This is a genomic window from Phyllobacterium sophorae (assembly GCF_003010965.1).
Classification (GTDB): Bacteria; Pseudomonadota; Alphaproteobacteria; order Rhizobiales; family Rhizobiaceae; genus Phyllobacterium; species Phyllobacterium sophorae.
Window position 1 is genome coordinate 209,803 of sequence record NZ_PGGM01000001.1, and the last position, 23,418, is coordinate 233,220.

Sequence of the window (23,418 nt, forward strand, 5' to 3'; positions counted from 1 at the left end):
AACTTCACAGAACTGCAAAAAAACTGAAACGTTCCCCGCGCAAGAAAGAGGCAGCCAGCCACTCTTGATCGGCGCATGATCCTTTGGATTATGTGTCAGCCAGCCCGGAGAGAATATTCATGACCCGATCGGCACCCTTCACTCGCCGCAGCTTCCTCGTTTCAACCGGAGCCGTTGCGTTGACTGCCGCATCCGGTTTCGCGCTCCCGTCCTACTCACGCGCAAACGCACGTCCGGTCTTTACCCATGGCGTCCAGTCGGGCGATGTTGATGCGACAACCGGCATGATCTGGACGAGAACCGATCGGCCCGCTCGCGTAAGCATCGAAGTTTCCACGACGGAAAGCTTTACCGATGCGATCAAGCTCCCCCCGCTCAATGCCTTTCCCGATAGCGATCTGGCCGTAAAGCAGCTGCTGACGGATCTCGCCTCGGACCAGGATATCTTCTACCGCCTGATCGCGGTTGATCTCAGCGACCTCAATGCGGTTTCGGAACCCGTTGTCGGACGTTTCAAGACCGCGCCGATGACGAAGCGCAATATCCGCTTTGCCTGGTCAGGCGATACGGTTGGCCAGGGGTGGGGTATCGACGAGACTGGCATGAAGACCTATGCGACCATTGCCCGCCACGAGCCGGATTTCTTTCTGCATTCGGGCGATACGATCTATGCCGATGGACCTCTCGTCGATGAAGTCGACCTGAAAGACGGTACCAAGTGGAAGAACCGCATCGTCACCGATGAAAAGCGCAAGGTTGCGGAGACTCTGGACGAGTATCGCGGTCAGTGGAAATACAACCTTCTCGACGATCATGTCCGGGCATTGAACGCCATCTGCCCGACATTTTTCCAGTGGGATGACCATGAGGTGACCAACAATTGGTCATCCTCCAGGAACCTCGCCGCCGACGATCGCTACGAGGAAAAGTCCATCGCACTTTTGTCCGCCCGGGCCGGCCGTGCCTTCCACGAAATGACGCCGATCCGCTATACTCCGGCGGAACCGGGCCGGGTCTACCGCAAGATCGCCTATGGTCCGCTGCTTGATGTTTTCTTCCTCGATCTGCGTTCCTATCGCGGCCCGAATGGTCCAGGGATGGAAGAGACGATCACACCGGACGCCTCCATTCTTGGTGAGCGCCAGGTGCGCTGGCTGAAACAGGAACTCCTGAACTCCAAAGCCACATGGAAAGTGATCGCATCGGACATGCCGCTCGGCGTTATTGTCTGGGACAACGCCAAGGAAAAGAAGGGCGCGGAAGCCATCGCCAATGGCGACAATGGCCCGGCAAAGGGCCGCGAGCTCGAAATTGCCGATCTGCTGCGCTTCATCAAGTCTGCGGGCATCAGGAACACCGCCTGGTTCACCGCCGATGTGCACTATACGGCCGCGCATTACTACAATCCGGAAAAGGCGCAGTTCCAGGACTTCGAGCCATTCTGGGAATTCGTCTCCGGCCCGATCCATGCCGGAACCTTCGGCCCCAACGATCTCGACCAGACCTTCGGTCCGGAGCTCAGGTTCATCAAGGCACCCAAAGCCGAGCAGGGACAGAACCTGCCGCCGTCGGCGGGGCTGCAATTCTTCGGGCTTGTCGATATCGACGGGGTGAGCGGACAGATGACCGTCCGGCTGATGGATCGTGAAAATATCGAACTTTACAAGGTCACGCTGGATCCCGTCCGCTCGATCTGATGCGGCAATGCACGGGCGGCCGTGGTTTCTCAGGCCGCCTGTGAGGTCAGCGTATCCCAAGCGGCCATGGCCGCATCGGCGGTCTTCATCAACTGTTCAAGCGATGCCCCGTCACGCGCGGTGATCGACATGCCATGCTGGACCGTGGCGTAGAATTCCGCGACCTGCTGGCAATCGATGGTCGCGGGCAGTTCTCCCTCACCTATCCCCCGCTCCAGCCGGTTTCTGAGGTGGGTCACATTCTCCAGACGCCGGTCACGCAGCAGCGCGCAGACCGATTCCGAACCCTGCTCGCCATGCAGGGCTCCAAGCACGATCAGGCAGCCATGCGGCTCGTCGGCATGGGTATAGGCGAGGGCCGTCTCCTTCAGGAAATTGGCAAAGCCTTCGCGCGCCGTTGCGGCTTCGGGCAGCGCTTCCCAGATCTGCACGCCCACCCTGGTCCGATAGACTTCGACAGCGTCCTTGAACAGTTCCGCCTTGCTGCCGAAAGCCGCGTAAAGGCTGGGCGCATTGATCTCCATCGCTGCCGTGAGGTCGGCCATGGAGGCCACTTCATAGCCCTTTGCCCAGAACACCTCCATCGCCCGCGCAAGCGCGGCATCACGATCGAATGCACGTGGACGGCCTCTTTGCGTCATGGTTTTTCCTTTATGTAATGGTCAATACATAAAACACTTGACGCTGCCGTGCAAGCATCCTATGTCTTTTTGTATCGATCATTACATAATAGGAAATCACATGACTCGTCTTAATGGCAAAGTAGCCCTCGTCACCGGTGGAAGCCGCGGCATTGGCGCCGCGATAGCGCGCAAACTGGCGGAAGACGGTGCCGATATCGCCATAACCTATACCAGCGCCGCCGCGAAGGCCGGCGAAACCGTAAAAGCCATTGAAAAGTTCGGGCGGCGCGCCATCGCCATCAGGGCGGACAATCTCGATGCAGCAGCCGTAGAGGCCGCCGTCAGCGAGGCCCATGCCAAGCTCGGGAGACTGGATATTCTGGTCAACAGTGCCGGTGTCTTTTCGGTCGACCAGATTGAAACCGCCACGCTTGATGAGTTCGACCGCGTCATGTCCATTCATGTCCGGGCGAGTTTCGTTGCATCGAAGGCAGCGGCCGCGCTCATGGGCGCAGGCGGGCGCATTGTTTCGATCGGCAGCAATCTTGGCGAGCGCGTGCCATTTCCCGGCCTCAGCATCTACGCCACCAGCAAGGCAGCCCTCGTCGGCTTGACCAAGGCGCTGGCACGCGACCTTGGCCCGAAGGAAATCACCGTCAATATCGTCCAGCCAGGCTCGACCGATACGGACATGAACCCCGCCAATGGTGACCATGCGGACGCACAGCGTGCACTGATGGCGATCCCCCGCTTTGGTCAAGCCAGGGATATTGCCGGAATTGTCGCATATCTGGCAGGCGACGAAGGCCGGTTCATCACCGGCTCGGCATTCACAATCGATGGCGGCACCAATATCTGACGCCATTCCTGACTTCGCGCGAGGACGGCGCCTCAGACGTCGCCCTTGCGCACCAGCCTGCCTTCTTCGGCCTTGTGGAAATATTGCGAGCAGACCAGCCACCCCTTCAGTGGCCGCAACAGTGCAAGACTGCCAAGAAGCGTCAATGGCAGCGTGGTGAACAGATGCACCCAGATCGAAACTTCGTAGGTCGTCTGCAACCATAGAGCGAAGATCATGGCCGGCACGGCGACGATGGTCATGGCAAAGAAAGCCGGGCCGTCGGCGGGATCGGCAAAAGAATAATCAAGCCCGCAAACCTCGCATGACGGAGCCAGCTTGAGGTATCCGTTGAACAGGTGACCCTGCTGGCATTGCGGACAGCGCCCGAGAATACCGGTCTTCATCGGGTTGTCTGTCGCATGGTACTGAATTTCTGACATGGCAATCGCCTTTCAATGCCCACCCTATTGTATGGACTTTGTGAACATACAATCTGGATAATCTTGCGTCGATATTTACACCTTGTATGGAAGAAAATAAAGTAATTCGCGGCAATCAGCGACAATTTGCCTTGCGGACAGTCGACAAACCTAATAATTGTATGGCGAAACTCCATACAATGGATGTCACATGACACTTTGGAAGCCCCGCATCGCCGCAAATGCCAGATACAAGCATCAGGGTATCGCCGATGCGCTGAAAGCCGATATCGCAGCGGGCCTCATCAAAGCCGGCGACGCGTTACCGCCGCAACGCGAGATTGCACGTGAACTCGGCGTTGACCTTACAACTGTAACGCGCGCCTTGAACGAGATCCGCCATCTGGACCTGATCGAGGCGCGAACCGGGGCTGGCACCTTCGTAAAGATTCCGCCCGATCAACCGGCAACGGCAACACCGGCCGCTGAACTCGATCTTAGCATGAACATACCGCCGCAGCCACACGAAGCCGGTTTGCCAGGTCGCATCGCCCACGGCGTCGGCGTTCTTCTTGCCGGTGCGCCAAACCATTTTCTGTCCTACCAGGAAAGCACCGGGACCGAAGCGTCCCGCCAGGCCGCGGCACAGTGGCTTGCTCCGCGCTTCAGCGCCGCGCCGGCCGTGGACCGGCTTGTCGTTGCCGGAGGGGCACAAAGCGCGCTCTTTGCCATCTGCAGCCTTGTTGCCGCCAGGAGCAGCATCTGCGCGGGCTCGATGAGTTATCCCGGCTTGAAGTCCGTGGCGGCTGCCCTCGACCTCGCCATTCACCCGCTGGACATGGACGAGCACGGCATCATCCCGGATTCGTTTGAGGAATGCTGCCGGTGTCATTTGCCAAAAGCGCTTTACGTCATTCCGTCCATAGACAATCCGACGACTGCGACCATGCCGCTGGAGCGGCGGCAGGCTATCGCCGATATCGCCCTCCGGCATAAGGTAACAATCATCGAGGATGATCCCTATGCGGAACTGCTGGACCAGCCGCTGCCAGCCATTGCGGCGCTGGCTCCCGGCCTCACCTGGCATGTCTCCACCCTGTCCAAATGTGCGGCTCCGGCTCTTCGGGTCGCCTATGTGCTCTGCCCGTCGGCGCTGGATGTATTGAGACTGGCGTCAAGCCTGCGCGCCAGCAATCCGGGCGCCTCGCCGCTCTTGGCTGCGCTGGCGACCGACTGGATCGAAACCGGCACATTGCGGCAAATCACGCTGGCGATCAGGGCGGAGAGCCGCGCGCGCCAGTTCCTCGCCTCCGCCGTTCTCAAAAACTGGACCTATGCGGCGGATCCATCCGGACACCATCTCTGGCTCACGCTCCCCGTACAGTGGAACGCCAGTGAATTCGCCGCCATTGCCCGCCGCTCCGGTCTCGGCATCGTCCCCGCATTGGCGTTCAGCATCGGACCGTCGCCGGGCGAAGCCGTCCGCGTGTCGCTTGGCGCCGCGCCGGATAGGGCTCGCCTCGAACAGGGGCTTGTCCTGCTGGACCGGCTGCTGCATGAACCGCAGTTCACGACGGGACTGATTGTCTAGAAAAATCTCCCCTGCGTGGTGATAGGGTGAAAAACCGGCCGGTTTGCCATAGCGGCAAACACCCGGTGTTCGAGATCGAGCAGATAGCGCTTGCGCCGCTGGCCGCCGCCATAACCGGTGAGCGAGCCGTCCGCGCCGATGACCCGATGGCAGGGGACGACGATGGCGACGCGATTTTGTCCATTCGCAGCACCGGCAGCGCGACTGGAACCCGGCTTGCCGATAGCGCGCGCCATCTCGCCATAGGTGCAGGTCTGTCCATAGGATATTTCCTGCAGTTTCGACCAGATTTCCAGCTGAAATGGCATTCCCGGCAGGATCAGCGGCGTTTCGAACTGCGTAAGCCTGCCGGCGAAATATGCCGTCAGCTCGGTCCCAATCTGATCGAGAACCGCGTTGCGGCCAGCCTCGATCGTATAACCGTAGCGCCGCTCCAACTCCTCGATCTCCCGCGGCAAAGCCGGCCGGTCGTCGAATTCGAGCAGTGACAGCGCTTCGTCGCTCGCCATCGCAACCATCGGGCCGATGGGCGTTTGAATTTTCCTCTGCAGCAAAAGTCTGGTCACGACAGATCTCCCGATTCGCGCTCGATTCTACTCTTTTGGAAAACGGAGCCCACCCGTTTTCGTCAGGAGTGTTTGGACGCGACGGTCATCCTCGTGCCCGCGGAGTAAAGCGCCTGGACAATATCCTCCGGCGGCTCCTGATCCGTAACCAGCTCATCGAATCCGCCGAGGTTACACACCTGCACCAGCCCGCGACGGCCGAATTTCGTAGCGTCGGTAATGGCGGTCTTGCGCGCCCCGCGCGACAGCACGGTGCGGGCGAATTCCGCCTCCGCCAGATCGTAATCCGTTATTCCCTCCGAAGCGTCGAGTGCCCCGACGGAAATGACCGCGTGGGTGACGCTGAAGCGGCTGACAAACTCGATTGCAGAAACCCCGAAAGCCGCGCCGCTATCACTGCGCAGTTCCCCCCCGGCCATGAACACCCTGTTGCCGTTCACCGTGGCCAGTGTGCGGGCAATGTCCGACGAATTGGTCACGACGGTCAGATTGCGATGCTGCAGAAGTTCGCGCGCAAGGAAACTCGTTGTCGTGCCCGTATCCAGCATGATGGATTCGCCATTACGGATCGTGCGGGCCACCCATTGTGCGATCAAGCGCTTGGCGCCTGCATTCTCGCGCATGCGCAGCTCGAACGGTGCCTCGCCCAGATGTTGCGGTAGCCCGATGGCCCCGTGGACCCGCGTCACCGCACCCGTGTCTGTCATTGGCTTGACATCGCGGCGGATCGTCTCCAGCGAAACGCCGAGCTTCTGCGCCAGATCGGCGATCGAGATTGTTCCCTCGTCCTGCAGCAGTCGCGTGATCTCACCGCGCCGTTTGGAGCTCATGTTAAAAACCTCAAACAAAAGTGTAATATCAACATTAATACCACATTTATTGCCTGTATCAGGCAATAAAACCACAAAATACCACAAAAAACTGTTGACAGGTGCGACATAATGGGCGAACCTCTGCCTATGGGAATAAAGGGAATGCGTGGTTCGACAGGCTCACTATGAGGGGGCATATCCTTGCAGGTACCCAAGATGCCGGCGCAAGGGTATTGAATGAAAGTCTTTGCCATAGATGAAATTCCTGTTCATGGAGAGTCCACAACCCCCATTGGACAGGTAGTCTCCCTCATGGTGAGTCTGTCGAACCACGCAGCGGCCCGCCCATGACACTTCCCGAGTCCACCAGAAGCCGCATTGCCGCCCTGCCGCTCTGGCAAGGCGATATTCAGATCGCGCTGCTCAAAGGCGGCATCAGCAATGAAAGCTATGTCGTCGAGGATGCAGAACGCAAATATGTCGTGCGTTTCGGCACTGACTACCCGTTTCATCACGTATTTCGCGACCGCGAGGCGATGACAGCCGAAGCCGCGCATCGTGCCGGCTTTGCGCCTGAGTTGTTCCATGCTGGCGACGGCGTCATGGTCACCGCCTTTCTTGGTGCCCACACCTATGATGCCAGTGATGTTCGCGCCAACATACCGCGCGTGGCAGACATGATCCGCCGGTTCCACACGACGATGCCTGAACACATTCTTGGCCCGGGCTTTATGTTCTGGGTCTTCCATGTCATCCGCGATTATGCCCGCACGCTGCAAACCGGGAAGAGCCGCATGGCCGGGCAACTTGGCACCTATCTCGCGATCGCCACGGAAATGGAGGCTGCACAAAGACCGCTGCCGATTATCTTCAGCCATAACGATCTGCTTCCAGCCAATATACTCGATGACGGCAAACGCCTCTGGCTGATTGACTTCGAATATGCGGGTTTCTCCACCGCGATGTTCGACCTTGCCGGCCTCGCCTCCAATGCCGGCCTCGATGAGGGCGAATCCGAAGCGCTGCTCACGGCCTATTTCAAGAGCGCGCCCGACCACGAACTCAAGCGCGCTCATGCCGCCATGCAATGCGCTTCGCTTTTGCGCGAAGCCATGTGGAGCATGGTTTCCGAGCTCTATCTCAACGCGCCGGGCGTCGACTACGTTACCTATACGGCCGAGAATTTGCAGCGGCTCGACCAGGCGCTTGACCATTACAGAATGACTTACGGAAAGACCGCATCATGACCATTCCTTCGCAGGCCCAGATCGTCGTCATCGGCGGCGGGATTATCGGCTGTTCGACAGCGTACCACCTTGCCAAGGATCACAAGGCCGATGTCGTTCTGCTGGAAATGGGCCAGCTGACCTCCGGCTCTACCTGGCATGCGGCCGGTCTCGTCGGGCAGTTGCGCTCTTCCGCCTCGATCACGCGCGTCCTCAAATATTCAGTCGATCTCTACAAGCGTCTCGACGAGGAAACCGGTCTCGCCACGGGCTGGAAGATGACCGGCTGCCTGCGCCTTGCGACCAATCAGGACCGCTGGACAGAATTCCGCCGGCTCGCCACCACGGCGGGAAGCTTCGGCATGGAAATGCATCTGCTTTCGCCACAAGAGGCCAGGGCCATGTTTCCCCTGATGCAGGTGGACGATCTCGTCGGCGCCAGCTGGTTGCCGACCGACGGACAGGCCAGCCCCTCCGACATTACCCAGTCTTTGGCACGCGGCGCCCGTATGCATGGCGCCAAGCTGATCGAGAACATCCGCGTCACCGGCTTCGAAATGAACGGCGACCGTATCGTCAAGGTCAAGACCGATCAGGGCGATATTGCCTGCGATAAAGTCGTCAACTGCGCTGGCCAGTGGGCGCGGCAGGTTGGCGAGATGGCGGGCATCAACGTGCCGCTGCAACCGGTCAAGCACCAATACATCATCACCGAGAAGATCGACGGCCTGTCGTCCAATGCGCCGACTATCCGCGATCCGGACCGGCGCACCTATTTCAAGGAGGAGGTCGGCGGTCTGGTCATGGGCGGCTATGAACCCAACCCGCAAAGCTGGGTCACCGGAGACGTGCCGAACGACTGGCAGTTCCGCCTTTTCGACGACGATTTCGACCATTTCGAACAGCATATGCTGCAGGCCATGTTCCGCATTCCCGCGCTCGAAACCGCTGGCGTAAAGCAGATGATCAACGGCCCGGAGAGCTTCACGCCCGACGGCAATTTCATCCTCGGCGTTGCACCGGAATGTTCCAACATGTTTGTCGGCGCAGGATTCAACGCGTTTGGCATTGCCTCCGGCGGTGGTGCCGGCTGGGTACTCGCGCAATGGGTTGTCGATGGCGAAGCGCCGCTCGATCTTTGGACCGTCGATATCAGGCGCTTTTCCAATCTTCATCGCAATCGTGACTGGGTGCGTGATCGTACGCTGGAAGCCTACGGCAAGCACTACACGGTTGGCTTTCCGCATGAGGAATATGCATCCGGACGCCCGGCCATCGTCTCGCCGCTCTATGACCGGCTGAAAAGGCATCGCGCCGTCTTCGGCTCGAAACTTGGCTGGGAACGGCCGAACTGGTTTGCCCCGGACGGTATGCCGGCAGAGGACGTCTATTCCATGGGGCGGCAGAACTGGTTCGATGCGGTCGGCGAGGAACATGAATTGGTCCGCGACAAGGTCGGCATTTTCGATCAGTCCTCCTTCGCCAAATTCGAGTTAAACGGCAAGGACGCCGCCAAGGCTCTCGACTATATCTGCGCCAATGACGTCGCAAAACCTGCGGGCCGCCTCACCTATACGCAGCTTCTCAACACGCGGGGAGGCATCGAATGCGATCTGACTGTTGCGCGGCTTGGCCATGACAAGTTCTATATTGTCACCGGCACCGGCTTTCGCACCCATGACTACGGCTGGATCAAGGAGCACATCGCCAAAGGCCTCGATGCAACCTTGACTGATGTCACCGAGGATTTCGGCACTCTGTCTTTGATGGGTCCGAAGGCGCGCGACGTACTGGCGCGCGTTACCGGCGCCGACGTCGGCAATAGCACCTTTCCTTTTGGCCATGTCCGCGAGATTGGTATCGCTGGCACCACCGTTCGGGCGCTGCGTATCACCTATGTCGGCGAACTCGGCTGGGAGTTGCATGTGCCAATCGCTGCAACTGGAGCGGTCTTCGATGCTCTCATGCGAGCCGGCGAGGAATTCGGCATCAGGCCGGTCGGCTATCGTGCCATTGAATCGCTGCGGCTGGAGAAAGGGTACCGCGCCTGGGGTTCCGACATCACGCCAAATGACTCGCCCTTCGAAGCCGGACTCGGCTGGGCCGTCAAGCTTCGCAAGAACACCGATTTCCTGGGTCGCAAGGCAAGCGAGGCCATTCATGCCGCCCCGTTAAAGAAGCGCCTCGCCGGTTTCACGGTGGCGGATGGGGGTGTCGTTCTCCTTGGTCGCGAGACCATCCTGCGCAACGGTGAACCCGTCGGATATCTTACCAGCGGCGGCTATGGCTATACGCTCCAAAGCCCTATTGGATTTGGCTATGTACGCAATGCCGGCGGCGTGACCGATGCATTCCTGTCAGATGGACAATACGAGCTCATTGTGGGGAATGAACGTTTCGCCGCGACAATCCACCTCGACCAGCTGTATGACCCCGGCAACGTGCGGGTAAGGGGCTGAACGTACAGAATTGAAGGTCCTTCAAACGCGAAAACTCAGATTCCGGATCGCTCTTGTACGGGACGCGACGAAATTCCCTCAAAAAGTGCCTAAACTCGCCCAATTTTCATCGATTCTGGCTAAACTTTATCAATCGTAACGCGAAATTCAGGTGCACAAAGTTGTGTCATGTCAAACTGATGCAGGGGTTGACTTTGGCCGCGCGCAGGACCAAATGACGCCACGCAGTCCTGTAATTTGCGGCCTGCGTACCTTCAACCGGAGTTTATCTCTTATGCCCAACGACGACAGTCATAGTCGATTGTTTGCGCCGTCCCTCGGCGATCGTGGCCTGATGTAGAGATCAGCTCGCCTCGATCCCCTGTGACGGCGGATCGACAGAAAGGCGAGCTAAAATGAACGACCTTCGCTTCACTACGGATGCGGTCCAAGCCGGACGTGCACCCGCAGCTACCCTTGCAGAACGGCTTGCTGCCATGCAGGCTGCCGATGCAGTCGAGCTTCTGAACGAGCTCGAACTAGCTGATTCCATTGGCATTATTTCCGAAATGCCCCGTGATCATGCCGTGCTGATTCTGGATCAGCCGGAGTTGCATTCGGCTGCCGCGATCATCGGGGCCCTGCCCGTTCCGGTGGCACAGGAACTCCTCGACGCCATGTCGGCAGACCGCGTGACCGATCTTTTCCACGAATTCGATGCCGGGACCCGCAGTCGGCTCGTACCGGGTCTTGGCCGCGATACCAAGCTGGCTCTGCGTAAGCTGCTGCGCTATCCGCCCCATACGGCCGGCAGCCTCATGACTACGGAGTTCGTCAGCGTTCCGGCAGACTGGAGCGTTGCACAGACGCTGCAGCATATCCGCGAAGTGGAGCGCTCCCGCGAGACTGTTTATGCAATCTATGTTATTGATCCGGCAACAAAAATCTTGTTACGGGCCGTAGCATTGCGCCGGTTGATCACCAGCGGACCAGACGTCTCGATCATGAGCGTCGGCCGCGATGTCGCCCCGGTCACCGTCGCGCCGCTGACCGATCAGGAAGACGTGGCCCGGCTTTTCCGCAAGCATGACCTCCTCGCTGTTCCCGTCGTCAATGACGGCAACCAGATCATCGGCATTGTCACCGTCGATGATGTGATCGACGCCATGACCCAGGAAATGACCGAGGATACGCTGAAGTTCGGGGGCATGGAGGCGCTGCACAAGCCTTACATGCAAATCGGTTTCCTGCACATGATCCGCAAGCGCGCTGGCTGGCTCGGCGTGCTGTTCCTCAGCGAAATGCTGACCGCAAGCGCCATGCAGCATTTCGAGGGCGAGCTCGAGAAAGCCGTTGTTCTAACCCTGTTCATCCCGCTTATCATGAGTTCCGGCGGCAATTCCGGTTCGCAGGCGACTTCACTGCTGATCCGCGCCCTGGCCCTGCAGGAACTGCGGCTGAAGGACTGGTGGCGTGTTGCCCTGCGCGAAATACCGACTGGCCTCGTTCTCGGCTCCTTCCTTGGGTTCATCGGCGTTGTCCGCATCATCGCATGGCAGATGACCGGCCTCTACGATTACGGTCAGCACTGGCCGCTGATTGCCGCGACGGTCGGTACGGCATTGATCGGTATCGTTACCTTCGGGTCACTTGCGGGTTCGATGCTGCCGTTCATTCTGCAGAAGACTGGCTTTGATCCCGCCAGCGCCTCGGCACCCTTTGTAGCGACACTGGTGGATGTCACCGGGCTGGTGATTTACTTCAGTATTGCGCTGGTGATCCTGTCCGGGACCCTGCTCTAACCATTGGCCTGCATGGCTGCCATGCAGGCCAAAACGCTTTGCCCCCTTTCGCATTTGCGAAAAAACATGTATGGAGCGCGCAAATGTAAAGCGGCGCATCATACGTGGCGTCCACAATCCTCCAAAGAGAACCTTATGAAACTGCGCAACATCGCGATCATCGCACACGTTGACCATGGCAAGACCACGCTCGTTGACGAACTTCTGAAACAGTCCGGCAACTTCCGCGACAACCAGCGCGTTGCCGAACGCATGATGGATTCCAACGACATCGAAAAGGAACGCGGGATCACGATTCTCGCCAAAGCCACGTCGGTCGTCTGGAAGGACACGCGCATAAATATCGTTGACACACCCGGCCACGCCGATTTTGGCGGTGAAGTCGAGCGCATCCTGAGCATGGTTGACGGCGCCATCGTTCTCGTCGACGCCGCCGAAGGACCCATGCCACAGACGAAGTTCGTTGTGGGCAAGGCACTGAAGGTTGGCCTGCGCCCGATCGTTGCGATTAACAAGATCGATCGTCCCGATGCGCGTCACGAAGAAGTTGTGAACGAGGTCTTTGATCTCTTCGCCGCGCTCGACGCAACTGACGAACAGCTTGATTTCCCGATCCTCTACGGTTCGGGCCGCAATGGCTGGATGGCACGCAACCCGGAAGGTCCGCAGGATCAGGGTCTTGCAGCATTGTTTGACATGGTTCTCGAACACGTTCCTGCGCCGACCGTTGGCGAAGGTGCGTTCAAGATGATCGGCACGATCCTTGAAGCCGATCCATTCCTCGGCCGTATCATCACCGGCCGCATTCATTCAGGCACCGTCAAATCGAACCAGCAGGTCAAAGTCCTGCATGGCGACGGCACACAGCTTGAAACCGGCCGTATCTCCAAGATCCTTACGTTCCGTGGCCTTGAGCGTCAGGCAATCGACGAAGCCCATGCGGGCGACATTGTTGCCATCGCCGGTTTGCAGAAAGGCACCGTTGCCGACACGTTCTGCGCCCTCGAAGTGACCGAACCTCTTCATGCCCAGCCGATCGACCCGCCAACGGTCACCATGTCCTTCATCGTCAACGACTCCCCGCTTGCGGGCACCGAAGGCGACAAGGTTACCAGCCGCGTCATCCGCGACCGCTTGATGAAGGAAGCCGAAGGCAACGTCGCGCTGAAAGTTGAAGAATCCGGTGACAAGGATTCGTTTTTCGTTTCCGGCCGCGGTGAATTGCAGCTCGCTGTTCTCATTGAAAATATGCGCCGTGAAGGGTTTGAGCTCGGCGTATCGCGCCCGCGCGTCGTGATGCAGAAGGACGAGGCCGGCCATTTGCTCGAACCGGTCGAGGAAGTGCTAATCGACGTCGACGAGGAATATTCGGGCACGGTCGTGCAGAAAATGTCCGAGCGCAAGGCCGAAATGGTCGAGCTCCGCCCATCTGGTGGCAATCGCGTGCGCATGGTGTTCTACGCGCCGACCCGTGGCCTCATCGGCTACCAGTCAGAGCTATTGACCGACACGCGCGGCACAGCAATCATGAACCGCCTCTTCCGCGCCTATGAACCCTTCAAAGGCGAAATCGCCGGTCGTAACAATGGCGTTCTGATTTCCAACGATCAGGGCGAGTCCGTAGCTTTCGCAATGTGGAATCTCGAAGATCGCGGCTCGATGATCATCGAAGCCGGTGTCAAGGTCTATGCCGGAATGATCATTGGCATCCATTCTCGCGACAACGATCTTGAAGTGAACATTCTCAAGGGTAAAAAGCTGACCAACATCCGCGCCGCCGGCAAGGATGAGGCGGTCAAGCTCACGCCTCCAATCCGCATGACATTGGAACGCGCTTTGTCATGGATCCAGGACGATGAGCTCATGGAGGTCACGCCGAAATCGATCCGTCTGCGCAAGCTCTATCTCGATCCGAACGAGCGCAAGCGCTTTGAAAAGAGCAGCAAGACGGCGGGCGCGGCGTAGGCGACCAGCAGCGTTACAAATGGAAGAGCGGCGGTTTTCGCCGCTTTTCTTTTTCGAGCATAGTTGCGGAACCTTGGGCCGCGGGTCTATGGTTAAGCAACCATGAATACCCATGCGATCGAGATAAGACGGGCCGAACTGACCGATGCTGAGGCGATTTCCGCCATACATCTGGCCGCGTGGAAAGGTGCCTATACCGGGATTATCCCGTATCGCGCCCTTAACACCATGCTGGAGCGCCGTGGACCTGCCTGGTGGACGCGTGCTATTCAACGCTCTACACAAGTGCTGGTTGCCGACGTCGGCGGCGTTGTTGCAGGCTACGCAACGCTTGGCCCCAATCGCGCGCGCCAGCTTCCGCAGAAGGGCGAAGTCTACGAACTTTACATCCGGCCCGAATATCAGGGCTTCGGACTTGGTTCCCGGCTCTTGTGTGCCGCCCGCCGCAACCTCGTCGATCAGGGATTGAAGGGCCTTGTCGTGTGGGCGCTTGAAGATAACGACCTCGCGGTTTCCTTTTACCAGAACGCAGGCGGCCGGGATGCTGCCGAGGGCGTTGAATGCTTCGAGGGCAAGACGCTCAAGAAGATTGCCTTCGTCTGGAACTGACGACCAGCGGCGATGATGTTCATTGTGTTTGAATACACCCGTCGTGGCGTCGGTATGCCAAAGTCACTTTTTACAGTTTCGGCCAACTGGTCCGTCAATTACCCTCCTGGACTTTAATAACGGCGCCCATTGTTGCGCTGCGGCGCAAAAATCATTACAGCACTCCCAAACCAACAAGGACTCTGAAAACATGCGCATCGATGCCATTTCTGTCGGCAACAATCCCCCTGAAGATGTCAACGTGATCATCGAGGTTCCGGTCGGCGGTCAACCGATCAAGTATGAGCTCGACAAAGACTCCGGCGCCCTGTTCGTCGATCGCTTTCTTCACACACCCATGACCTATCCAGGCAATTATGGATTCGTACCGCACACATTGTCGGACGATGGTGATCCGATTGACGTTCTGATCTGCAACACCCGGGCACTGATGCCAACCAGCGTGATCAATGTGCGCCCGATCGGTGTTCTCGTGATGGAGGACAATAAGGGCCAGGACGAAAAGATCATCGCCGTGCCCTCCCCGCACCTGACCCTACGCTATGAAAAGGTGCATAATTACACTGACCTGCCGGAGATTACGCTCAAGCAGATCCAGCATTTCTTTGAACACTACAAGGATCTGGAGCCGGGCAAATGGGTGAAGATCGGCGACTGGGGCGATGAAGACGCTGCGCGCCAGCTGATCACCGAAGCAATCGAGCGCCACAAGGCGAAGAACGGCTGATCAATTAACGATCGGGCGAGACGAGAGCGGAAAGCTTGATGGCCAAAGCTTCCGGATCGCCCGAAACTCTGACCTGCTTCACTCGCGATGTCGCGCCAGAGGCTATTGTTACATCCCGCGGTGCAAGCCCAAGCCATTTCGCCAGCAGCTTCTCCAGCGCAGCGTTGGCCCTTCCGTCTTCCGGAACTGCACGCGCGCGCGCCTTCAGGTGGGCACGCCCGCCATCCGTCGCCTCCACCCCTTCAATCATATCCCTTGCAGATTTTGGCGTCAGGCGCACAAAGAGCGTGACGCCATCACGTTCTTTGCGAAAATACATGATTAAGGCCGATCAAACCAGGATTGGTGCAATCGTCGTCCAGAGCAACTGGCGAACAAAAAAGATAATCAGCAAGAGCACGATCGGCGAAATATCGATACCACCGAGATCAGGCAGGAAGCGACGGATAGGTCGCAAGGCCGGCTCCGTAACGCGATACAGGAAATCTCCGACTGAAGCCACGAACCGGTTGCTCGAATTGATCACGTTGAAGGCAAAAAGCCACGAAAAGATCGCGCTGGCAATGATGATCCAGGTATAAATATCGAGAGCCAGATCGATGGTGCGGATAAGGGCGAGCATATGTTTCTCCTAATAGTCACGCGACATGTAGCGATTGGCTGGTCTACGGGCAAGGGGTCCTCGCGAATGCAACGCGGCATCGCACATCCCGAGATCGTATATGCAGTATTCGTCGCAAGTTCATTAGCGCAATTTCATCCGTCTAAGGTATTAACCTCCATTGATATTGAACGATATTGTTGAATTCAAAAAACAGGAATAACTTTGCGCTTGTGATTCGGGCTATCCCGGCCTGTTTTCCATCCTAGGGGTTTCCATGCTAAATAAACTGTCGGCCGAATTCTTCGGCACATTCTGGCTCGTCTTGGGCGGTTGCGGCAGCGCCGTTATTGCCGCTGCATTTCCGGACGTCGGTATTGGTTTGCTTGGTGTTTCCTTCGCATTTGGTCTTACGGTTCTTACAATGGCCTACGCGGTCGGCGGTATATCCGGTGGCCATTTCAATCCGGCTGTTTCGCTTGGACTTGCAGTAGCGGGGCGCTTTGACTTCAAAGATCTTATCCCATACTGGATTGCACAAGTTGCTGGCGCGATTGCCGCCGCTGCCGTGCTCTATCTGATTGCTTCCGGCAAAGCTGATTTTACCGCCGGTGGTTTCGCATCCAACGGATATGGAGAGCTCTCGCCCGGCAAGTACGGCCTGACCGCCGCGCTTGTTGCAGAAGTCATCTTCACTGCCTTCTTCATCATCATCATTCTTGGTGCAACCTCTGCGTCTGTTCCGGCTGGTTTCGCACCGATTGCCATTGGTCTGGGTCTGACGCTGATCCATCTGGTTTCGATCCCGGTGACGAATACTTCCGTCAATCCGGCCCGCTCCACCGGCGTTGCCTTCTTTGCAGAGACGGCTGCCCTCAGCCAGCTTTGGCTGTTCTGGGTTGCGCCGCTCATTGGCGCAGCCCTCGGCGCAATCATCTGGAAATCCCTGCTTGCCAAGGATTCGGACATTGCAGTCACCAATGCCGTAAGCGCGGCCTGATAATATTGGGCCGGTCCCGGCCGGCCCATTCGTCCACGCCGGAGTTTATTTATTTCCGGCTTTCTTATCCCCTTTCCCACCAAACTGGTCTAGAAGAGGTCTCCAGTTTCCGGAGCCTCCCAACGAAATGTCCCTCCCAGAAATGACCGCGGCTCAGGATCGTTATGCCGCTTTTCGCCATCCCTCCTTCACACTTTACTGGCTGGCGCGCTTCTTCGGTTCGTTTGCCATCCAGATCATCAGCGTTTCCGTTGGCTGGCAGATCTACGATTTGACGCGCGACCCGTTCTATCTGGGCATTGTCGGTCTCATTCAATTTGCACCTTCACTGCTGCTGGTGCTCATCACCGGCGCGGCCTCGGACAGGTTCGGACGGCGCCTGATCATGGGGCTTTCATTGGGCGTAGAGGTGATTTGCGCTGCAATGTTGCTCGTACTGACGATGACCCATACATTCACGCCAGGACTGGTCTTCCTCATTCTGGCGGGCTTTGGCGTCGGTCGCGCCTTCCTTGGCCCTGCATCCGCATCGCTCGTTGTCAATCTCGTTCCGGCTGAAACGTTCTCCAACGCGGTATCGTGGAATTCATCCGCATGGCAGATCGCCACGATCGTCGGCCCCGTTGCTGGCGGATTGCTCTACGGCGCATCGCCTGTAGCTGCATATAGTATAGCGAGCGTCATGCTGGCAGTGGCCACTGTCTGCACTTTCTCCATACCGAAGCCTGCCCAGCACACCCTGTCCGAGAAGAGGTCGCTTCAAACACTCACCGCCGGATTCCGCTACATCTGGAGAGAGAAAGTGGTTCTCGGGGCGATCTCGCTTGATCTTTTTGCAGTGTTACTGGGTGGTGCGGTAGCTTTACTGCCCGTCTATGCACGCGACATTCTCCAACTCGGGCCATGGGGGCTCGGAATGCTCCGTGCCGCACCCGGGATTGGAGCAATTCTGACGGCCATCTGGCTAACTGGACATCCCATACGCGACCATGCGGGTCTGATCATGTTCGCGTTCGTTGCATTGTTTGGCCTGCTCACGATTATGTTCGGCGTCTCGGATATCGCTTGGCTATCGATTGTTGCGCTCGCCTTGATGGGTGCAGCGGACATGGTCAGCGTCTATATCCGGGAAACACTGCTGCAGCTGTGGACACCCGATCACGTCCGGGGTCGTGTCAACGCCGTCAATATGGTCTTCGTCGGTGCATCCAACGAACTCGGCGAGTTCCGCGCCGGTATAATGGCCTCGTTGATCGGAGCCGTTCCAGCGGTTGTATTTGGCGGTCTGGGGACGGTTGCAGTCGCGGGGCTATGGGCCTGGTGGTTTCCGCAACTGCGCAAAGCGCGCAATCTTCAGGGCAGAACCTGAGCCCCTAGGCAGGGACGGGCGCTCCAAAAATTTTGCCAAGGAATTGGTGCAACCACGCCTTGAGAACCGCGTCGTGGATCATGCGGCCCTCCAGGTGATCCCTGCCATGCTGTGCGCCGCACAGTGCGAAGCGTTCTGAGCCTCGCACCACCCAGCGTTGCATCATGGCCCTCGTCAGTTCAGCGTGGAATTGGACACCCCACGCATTGTTGCCATAGCGAAAAGCCTGATTGGGATAGGTTTCGCCGGTCGCAAGCAGTGTCGCGGTCTCCGGCAGTTCGAAACCCTCACGATGGAAGTGATAGACCATGGACGGCCAGTCCATCAGGGCTTTCCCCACTTCAGTCGGCGCCAAGGGGTACCAGCCTATTTCGACAAAACCATCCGGATGTGGAGCGACCTTGCCACCTAGATGGTTGGCCAGCATTTGCGCTCCAAGGCAAATGCCAAGAAACGGCTTATCTTCCGCTAGCGGTACTGCCAGCCAATTCGTTTCATCGCGTACGAAGTCTTCGGGATCGTTGGCGCTCATGGGTCCGCCGAAGATGACGGCGCCCGCATGGTCTTCCAGCGTTTGCGGCAAAGGGTCACCGAGGGGCGGCCGTCGAATGTCGAGGGCAAAGCCCGCTTCAACAAGCAAATGACCCACCCGGCCGGGGCTTGAATGTTCCTGGTGTAGCACTGTCAGGATTTTAGGGCGCCGTGGCTGCCTGCTTTCCATCCAGTCGGTCTGGAACATTCGCTCTATCCTATTCCTCTTGAACCGCTTGTTTGGCCCGTAGCGCGGCCTTCTGTTTCATGGTCACCCTGTCACGTGTCGAGACACCAATGAGCTCCGCAACCCGCCAGACGACATTGTCTTCCAGCTCATGCGCGCTTCCATCGGCAAAGACGACGTCCCACATCAGCTCAATGAATCGGATACGAGCTTCTTCGTCAAGATTGCGCTTGATGATACTGGTGAAGCTGTAGAGATCAACAGCCTCCTGATCCGCCTGCTCACCATCGTCCAGCAGGCGCTTCAGCGCCTCACCTTTTAGGCCATAGGCTTCGGAAATGAGCTGCGAAACACGTTTCCGTTCAACCTTGTCACGTTCGCCGTCGGCATCCATGACATGAAACAACAGAGCCGCAGCTGCGAGGCGCGGATCATTCCTTGAAAAATGCTCCTTGCCGTTCTCTCCAGAAGGCAAGGATTTGAAAAACGTCACAATACGGTCGAGCATGCAGGGAAATCTCTCGGTTCGCTGAGAAGAACATGGATTCAACTGATAGCCCGGCCACTCAGTTCCCGCCACTGTGCATCTTGCCGCAAAGCGCCCCTCGGCGATATCGCCCCAAAATTAGAAAAGCCGGAATTTCTTGCTTGGCCGTTCCGCTTCATATTCGGGGCGCACACCCGGATCGTCGGGAACAGGAATGACAAGGTGTTCGTCTTTCTTCGCGGATTCGGATGGTTTCTCGGGCCATGGCGGTAAAACCGACGCGATTCGTTCTTTTTCGCCGGATTGAATGTCGCGCTCCTCCGGCTGCTTTGAAGCGGGCTCCAAGGCCACAACTTCCGCATCGATGATATCCCCTTCGTCGGAAGCCGGGCTCGAAACTGGCTTCTTGGCCTCGACCACCGGCGCCTTCGCAGGGATTAGCGGCTTCACATTTTCGCGAGGCGATGCAGGTTGCAGGGGCGCCGCCGCGAGAGCGCTTTCAAAATCATCACCGGAATCGATGACGGGGCCAAGTTGCTCGACGGGCACCTTCCATTCAAAGGCATTGAGTTTGCCGGTGACTGGCGAAGCTGGCGCCCAACGTTCGGACACGTAACCGTCCGCCGTCCAGGCCGGATCGCGTGGCGCCTTGACTGCCCGCGATAGCCATTGGCGCACCCGCCCTTGATCGCCGGTCTGTGTTTCCTCGATATCCGCGAGTAAGAGATATGCACTCTCGCGGGGGGCGCTGCGCAGCACGGCTTCTGCAGCTTCCCTCGCTTCCTTCAGCTCGCCTGCCGCCAGCGCCGCGTTGGCGATGGCAAGGCTCGATTCCGGGTGGTGCGGATAGAGCCCGGCGAGATGACGGGCGCGCTTCAGCCTGTCGTAAACCGAATCGCCGAGTCGCGCATGAACATAGGTTTCGGCCACTTCCGGATGGGGTTCCCTTTTCCACACATGTTCCAGAATTTTCGATCCCTTGCGCAAATCACCCTGCTGGAACAGTACTTTTGCGGCAATAATTGCCGCTGGCACCAGGTCCGGCGCCAGCTTGTTGGCCTCAATGGCAATCGCCTTGGCGCCCATTGGATCGCTTTCAAATGTCGAGATAGCCTTGGCGGTCAGCAGTGCCGCGCGATCACGCTTGGCTTTTTCCCTGTCGATCTGCTTGGTTGCCTTCTGCTTTTCGAGTAGCGCCAGAGCACCGTCCCAGTCTCCATGGGTGGTCTTCTGACCGAGAGCCGCAGATGCAGCCCATTCGACACTTGGAGCCAGCAGCGCAGCTTCCTCGGCATAATGCCGCGAGGCATCCCGCGCGCCAAGACGCTGCGCCTCCAAATAAAGGCCGCGCAGACCAAGAAGCTTCGTTTCAGGATCATCGAGCATTGCTTCGAACTTGGCCCGCGCGTCGTCTGCGCGTCCCTCCAGCATGGCGGCCTGCGCGTCAAGAAGCCGGATCAAAGGTTCCTGATCAACATTCAACAGCTTTTGCGCCTGTCCAATCATCCGCCGCGCCGTCAGGGCGTCGCCAGCGCCGGCAGCGATCAAGCCTGTCGAAAGCGACTGATAGCCCCTGTCACGTTTGCGCGCACGGAAATGGCGGCGCAACGCATAGGGCGAGCCAACGACGCTCTTGATGACCCACCATGTGAGCATGACAGCAGCGACGATCAGGACAATGGCGGAAGCCGCCACCATCAGGCTGACTTTGTACTGCATACCGGAAAACGTAACGACAAGATCACCGGGACGATCGGCGAGCCATGCAAAACCGGTACCAAGTAGCAAAACAACGATAAAGAAGGACAGAATGCGCATCATCGTCTTCTTGCTCCTAATTGGCCGCTGCGGGTGGTTTGACGCCGGTCAGGGCATCCGACAAGGCTTTTGACACGATGTCGTCGGCTTTTTGGCGCGCCTTCATGGTGCTCGCAAAATCAGCGGAAACTGCTTTGGCATTTTCCGGCAGCTTCTCCCACTCGGCAATGGCCGCGCTCAAGTCACCAGCCTTCAGCTGCGCCTCTATACGCGCAGTAATCGCCTCAACGCCCTCACCCTCAACCATGCCAACGGGCCGTGACTCCACCAATCCTTCCGCACTCGCCCATAGCCGGTCAAGTATCCCTGCATTGGTATCGACGTCGCGAGTTGTCGCGATTATCTTGGGCGCGATATCGCCGAATTGGCTGGCCAGGACGCTCACCGTCGGTACACCCTTAGCGGCAGCTACACGAAGGCTTTCGACGTCACCGGATGCGGGCGCGACGGCAGCATATGTGTCCAGCTCAGCGGCGAAAGGCCCTCCGCGATCCAACGCAGCCTTGAGCCCCGTCGCCGCCAGCGCAAGCGCCATGTTGGTTTGACCAGACGTGTCGCTGACCCTTGCTTCCAGCGCATTGAGTCTCTCCGCTGCTCCGGCGGCGGCTCCGTCCGCGTGTTCAGCCTTTTGCGCGCTAGCGCTCAGCTGGGTCTCCAGCGCAGCAATGCGCGCATCGATAGCGCTCGTATCCACAGCACCCGTCCCAGCGGAGGCATTCTTCTGAACCTCGGCAATGCTTTGCTTGATCGCGCTGATTTCGCCGGCAAGGCCGCTGGTTTGCCCCAGCGCCTGCTTGGCGTTTTCTACGGCACCGTTGAGTGCTACCTGCGCGCCTTCGTCCAGCGTTTGAGCCGGTGCATTGCGCAGATCGGCGATTTGCCGTTCAAGCGCTGAAATATCCGTCTTCGGCGACGGCAGCATTCCGGCCCATTGCAGAGCCGCAGCGCCAACAAGCGCGACGATACCACCAACAATCCCGGACGCCAGGCGGCCAAGTGCGTCATTCGATTTCTGCGCTGCCGGCACGGGCGCAGATTCGGATCCCTTCGTTTGAGCTGCGGATTGACCTCGCCCGAATGATTCCTGCGCGTCAGATGGCCCGGCAGGCTGAGGCTGGTCCTCATGTGATACCGCTTGTGGCGGGCTCTTTTCATCAACGGCTGCATCAAAACCTACAGGCTCTGCTGCCGGCACATTCGATGCGTTCCGTTCCGATTTGTTGATCGCAGATGACTCCAGTTCAATCGTCACGGGTTTGCGGTTCGATTTCGAATGACGCGGAACGGAAGCTTTGGCCATGGACGGACTCTCTCATTGTAGACTCTGGTCTGTGGAAGCTAGCAAGGAAGTTCCGGATGCGAAACGGCACAATCCCGCTTGAGATCAACACAAGCCATTTACGCCCTTTGCATAAGTTCGAAGAGGGCATCTTCGTTTGGCTTGTTCGCGACACGAACGGAGACGCGGCCCAACCCGCTCAATACATCGGCAATCCTGTTGGAAAGACACAAAATCGACGTGTTATCAAGGTGATGAGCTATCTCAACTTGGCCGAGCATGCGTACGAACTCTTCCGCACTCCAACGGGAGTATAAGAGGCAGTAGTCAATCTTTCCCCTATTGAAAAAATTCAACAAAAAATCAGTTGTATAACTGACTGAAACCGTATCGTAAGACATCAGAGTGCGAAAATGAACACCCCCTGTGCGCAATGCATGTTCAAAATCTGGTGCACGAACGCGTCCCGTCAGATAAAGAATACGGGCGCCAGCGCACGATTCCTCGATGACTGTTTGCGCTAGCGACGCACCATCACCGTCTCCAGTCGTTACGGTTTCAAACCCGCGAGCACGAGCCATTGCCGCGGTCGCTTCGCCTACAACGAAACAAGGAAGATTGAGAAGCGGGCGGAGTGCCTCGTCTGACGCTTGGCGCAATGCGCTGGCGCTTGTCACAGCAACGGCACTGAATTTGCCAGCAGCCTTTTTTGCGGGCAGAGAAACAATTTCCGTAAGCGGCAATACCAACGGAAGGAAGCCGCTGCAAAGCAAACGCTCGGACGTTCTGGTCGCGCCCGGCTGGGGACGTGTGACCAGGACCGTCTTCAT

Annotated in this window: 22 protein-coding genes; 11 read left to right on the top strand and 11 right to left on the bottom strand. The window is 58.1% G+C overall.

What is annotated here, in order from left to right:
• The first annotated feature begins 119 nt into the window (after nt 1–119).
• Nucleotides 120–1,697: an alkaline phosphatase D family protein gene (locus CU103_RS01045; protein WP_106662064.1), complete on the top strand. Its 1,578-nt coding sequence runs from the start codon at nt 120–122 to the stop codon at nt 1,695–1,697.
• 29 nt (nt 1,698–1,726) lie between these two features.
• Here CU103_RS01045 and CU103_RS01050 read toward each other — a convergent pair whose 3' ends face one another.
• Complete coding sequence (locus CU103_RS01050; RefSeq protein ID WP_106662065.1) at nt 1,727–2,338, bottom strand: TetR/AcrR family transcriptional regulator; 612 nt, start codon at nt 2,336–2,338, stop codon at nt 1,727–1,729.
• Between the two features lie 100 nt (nt 2,339–2,438).
• On the opposite strand from CU103_RS01050, the gene CU103_RS01055 reads away from it, so the two are divergent.
• Nucleotides 2,439–3,179 (top strand): SDR family oxidoreductase, encoded by a 741-nt coding sequence (locus CU103_RS01055; protein WP_106662066.1) that lies wholly within the window; start codon nt 2,439–2,441, stop codon nt 3,177–3,179.
• A 32-nt stretch (nt 3,180–3,211) separates the two neighbouring features.
• Here CU103_RS01055 and CU103_RS01060 read toward each other — a convergent pair whose 3' ends face one another.
• The gene (locus tag CU103_RS01060) at nt 3,212–3,601 is read right to left on the bottom strand and encodes a DUF983 domain-containing protein (protein ID WP_106662067.1); all 390 of its coding nucleotides are present in this window, start codon (nt 3,599–3,601) and stop codon (nt 3,212–3,214) included.
• A gap of 190 nt (nt 3,602–3,791) precedes the next feature.
• On the opposite strand from CU103_RS01060, the gene CU103_RS01065 reads away from it, so the two are divergent.
• On the top strand, nt 3,792–5,171 hold the full coding sequence (locus CU103_RS01065; protein WP_106662068.1) for an aminotransferase-like domain-containing protein: 1,380 nt from the start codon (nt 3,792–3,794) through the stop codon (nt 5,169–5,171).
• On the opposite strand, the gene CU103_RS32450 is transcribed toward CU103_RS01065, so the two are convergent.
• Complete coding sequence (locus tag CU103_RS32450) at nt 5,168–5,737, bottom strand: methylated-DNA--[protein]-cysteine S-methyltransferase (RefSeq protein ID WP_280954571.1); 570 nt, start codon at nt 5,735–5,737, stop codon at nt 5,168–5,170. The genes CU103_RS01065 and CU103_RS32450 overlap by 4 nt on opposite strands.
• Before the next feature lie 62 nt (nt 5,738–5,799).
• The gene (locus CU103_RS01075; RefSeq protein ID WP_106662070.1) at nt 5,800–6,567 is read right to left on the bottom strand and encodes a DeoR/GlpR family DNA-binding transcription regulator; all 768 of its coding nucleotides are present in this window, start codon (nt 6,565–6,567) and stop codon (nt 5,800–5,802) included.
• A gap of 329 nt (nt 6,568–6,896) precedes the next feature.
• Here CU103_RS01075 and CU103_RS01080 point away from each other — a divergent pair, with 329 nt between their 5' ends.
• The 6 genes from CU103_RS01080 to ppa all read left to right on the top strand — a co-directional run bounded on the left by CU103_RS01080 (nt 6,897) and on the right by ppa (nt 15,316).
• Entirely contained in the window at nt 6,897–7,796 is a 900-nt protein-coding gene (locus CU103_RS01080; protein ID WP_106662071.1) for a phosphotransferase, read from the top strand.
• Nucleotides 7,793–10,234 carry a GcvT family protein gene (locus CU103_RS01085; RefSeq protein ID WP_106662072.1) on the top strand — a complete coding sequence of 814 codons (2,442 nt, stop codon included), beginning with the start codon at nt 7,793–7,795 and terminating at the stop codon, nt 10,232–10,234. The genes CU103_RS01080 and CU103_RS01085 overlap by 4 nt, the downstream gene beginning before the upstream one ends.
• Before the next feature lie 395 nt (nt 10,235–10,629).
• A complete protein-coding gene (gene mgtE / locus CU103_RS01090; protein WP_106662073.1) occupies nt 10,630–12,015 on the top strand; it encodes a magnesium transporter in 1,386 nt (461 codons plus the stop codon).
• Between the two features lie 135 nt (nt 12,016–12,150).
• Nucleotides 12,151–13,980 carry a translational GTPase TypA gene (gene typA, locus CU103_RS01095; protein WP_106662074.1) on the top strand — a complete coding sequence of 610 codons (1,830 nt, stop codon included), beginning with the start codon at nt 12,151–12,153 and terminating at the stop codon, nt 13,978–13,980.
• Between the two features lie 102 nt (nt 13,981–14,082).
• Complete coding sequence (locus CU103_RS01100; RefSeq protein ID WP_106662075.1) at nt 14,083–14,589, top strand: GNAT family N-acetyltransferase; 507 nt, start codon at nt 14,083–14,085, stop codon at nt 14,587–14,589.
• Between the two features lie 190 nt (nt 14,590–14,779).
• Complete coding sequence (ppa, locus tag CU103_RS01105; protein ID WP_106662076.1) at nt 14,780–15,316, top strand: inorganic diphosphatase; 537 nt, start codon at nt 14,780–14,782, stop codon at nt 15,314–15,316.
• Nucleotides 15,317–15,320: 4 nt separating this feature from the next.
• On the opposite strand, the gene CU103_RS01110 is transcribed toward ppa, so the two are convergent.
• The gene (locus CU103_RS01110) at nt 15,321–15,635 is read right to left on the bottom strand and encodes a DUF167 family protein (RefSeq protein ID WP_106662077.1); all 315 of its coding nucleotides are present in this window, start codon (nt 15,633–15,635) and stop codon (nt 15,321–15,323) included.
• Nucleotides 15,636–15,647: 12 nt separating this feature from the next.
• Nucleotides 15,648–15,938: a YggT family protein gene (locus tag CU103_RS01115; RefSeq protein WP_100000936.1), complete on the bottom strand. Its 291-nt coding sequence runs from the start codon at nt 15,936–15,938 to the stop codon at nt 15,648–15,650.
• 256 nt (nt 15,939–16,194) lie between these two features.
• Between CU103_RS01115 and aqpZ the strand changes: the two genes are divergently transcribed.
• Together aqpZ and CU103_RS01125 are read left to right on the top strand one after the other, a co-directional pair.
• A complete protein-coding gene (aqpZ, locus tag CU103_RS01120) occupies nt 16,195–16,917 on the top strand; it encodes an aquaporin Z (RefSeq protein WP_106662078.1) in 723 nt (240 codons plus the stop codon).
• A 127-nt stretch (nt 16,918–17,044) separates the two neighbouring features.
• The gene (locus CU103_RS01125) at nt 17,045–18,286 is read left to right on the top strand and encodes an MFS transporter (protein ID WP_106662079.1); all 1,242 of its coding nucleotides are present in this window, start codon (nt 17,045–17,047) and stop codon (nt 18,284–18,286) included.
• A gap of 4 nt (nt 18,287–18,290) precedes the next feature.
• On the opposite strand, the gene CU103_RS01130 is transcribed toward CU103_RS01125, so the two are convergent.
• The 5 genes from CU103_RS01130 to CU103_RS01150 all read right to left on the bottom strand — a co-directional run bounded on the left by CU103_RS01130 (nt 18,291) and on the right by CU103_RS01150 (nt 23,418).
• Nucleotides 18,291–19,025 (bottom strand): glutamine amidotransferase, encoded by a 735-nt coding sequence (locus tag CU103_RS01130; protein ID WP_106662080.1) that lies wholly within the window; start codon nt 19,023–19,025, stop codon nt 18,291–18,293.
• A 10-nt stretch (nt 19,026–19,035) separates the two neighbouring features.
• Nucleotides 19,036–19,512: a tellurite resistance TerB family protein gene (locus CU103_RS01135; RefSeq protein WP_106662081.1), complete on the bottom strand. Its 477-nt coding sequence runs from the start codon at nt 19,510–19,512 to the stop codon at nt 19,036–19,038.
• Between the two features lie 117 nt (nt 19,513–19,629).
• Nucleotides 19,630–21,312: a heme biosynthesis protein HemY gene (locus CU103_RS01140; RefSeq protein ID WP_106662082.1), complete on the bottom strand. Its 1,683-nt coding sequence runs from the start codon at nt 21,310–21,312 to the stop codon at nt 19,630–19,632.
• Between the two features lie 13 nt (nt 21,313–21,325).
• Nucleotides 21,326–22,609 (bottom strand): COG4223 family protein, encoded by a 1,284-nt coding sequence (locus tag CU103_RS01145; protein WP_106662083.1) that lies wholly within the window; start codon nt 22,607–22,609, stop codon nt 21,326–21,328.
• Nucleotides 22,610–22,707: 98 nt separating this feature from the next.
• Entirely contained in the window at nt 22,708–23,418 is a 711-nt protein-coding gene (locus CU103_RS01150; protein WP_106662084.1) for a uroporphyrinogen-III synthase, read from the bottom strand.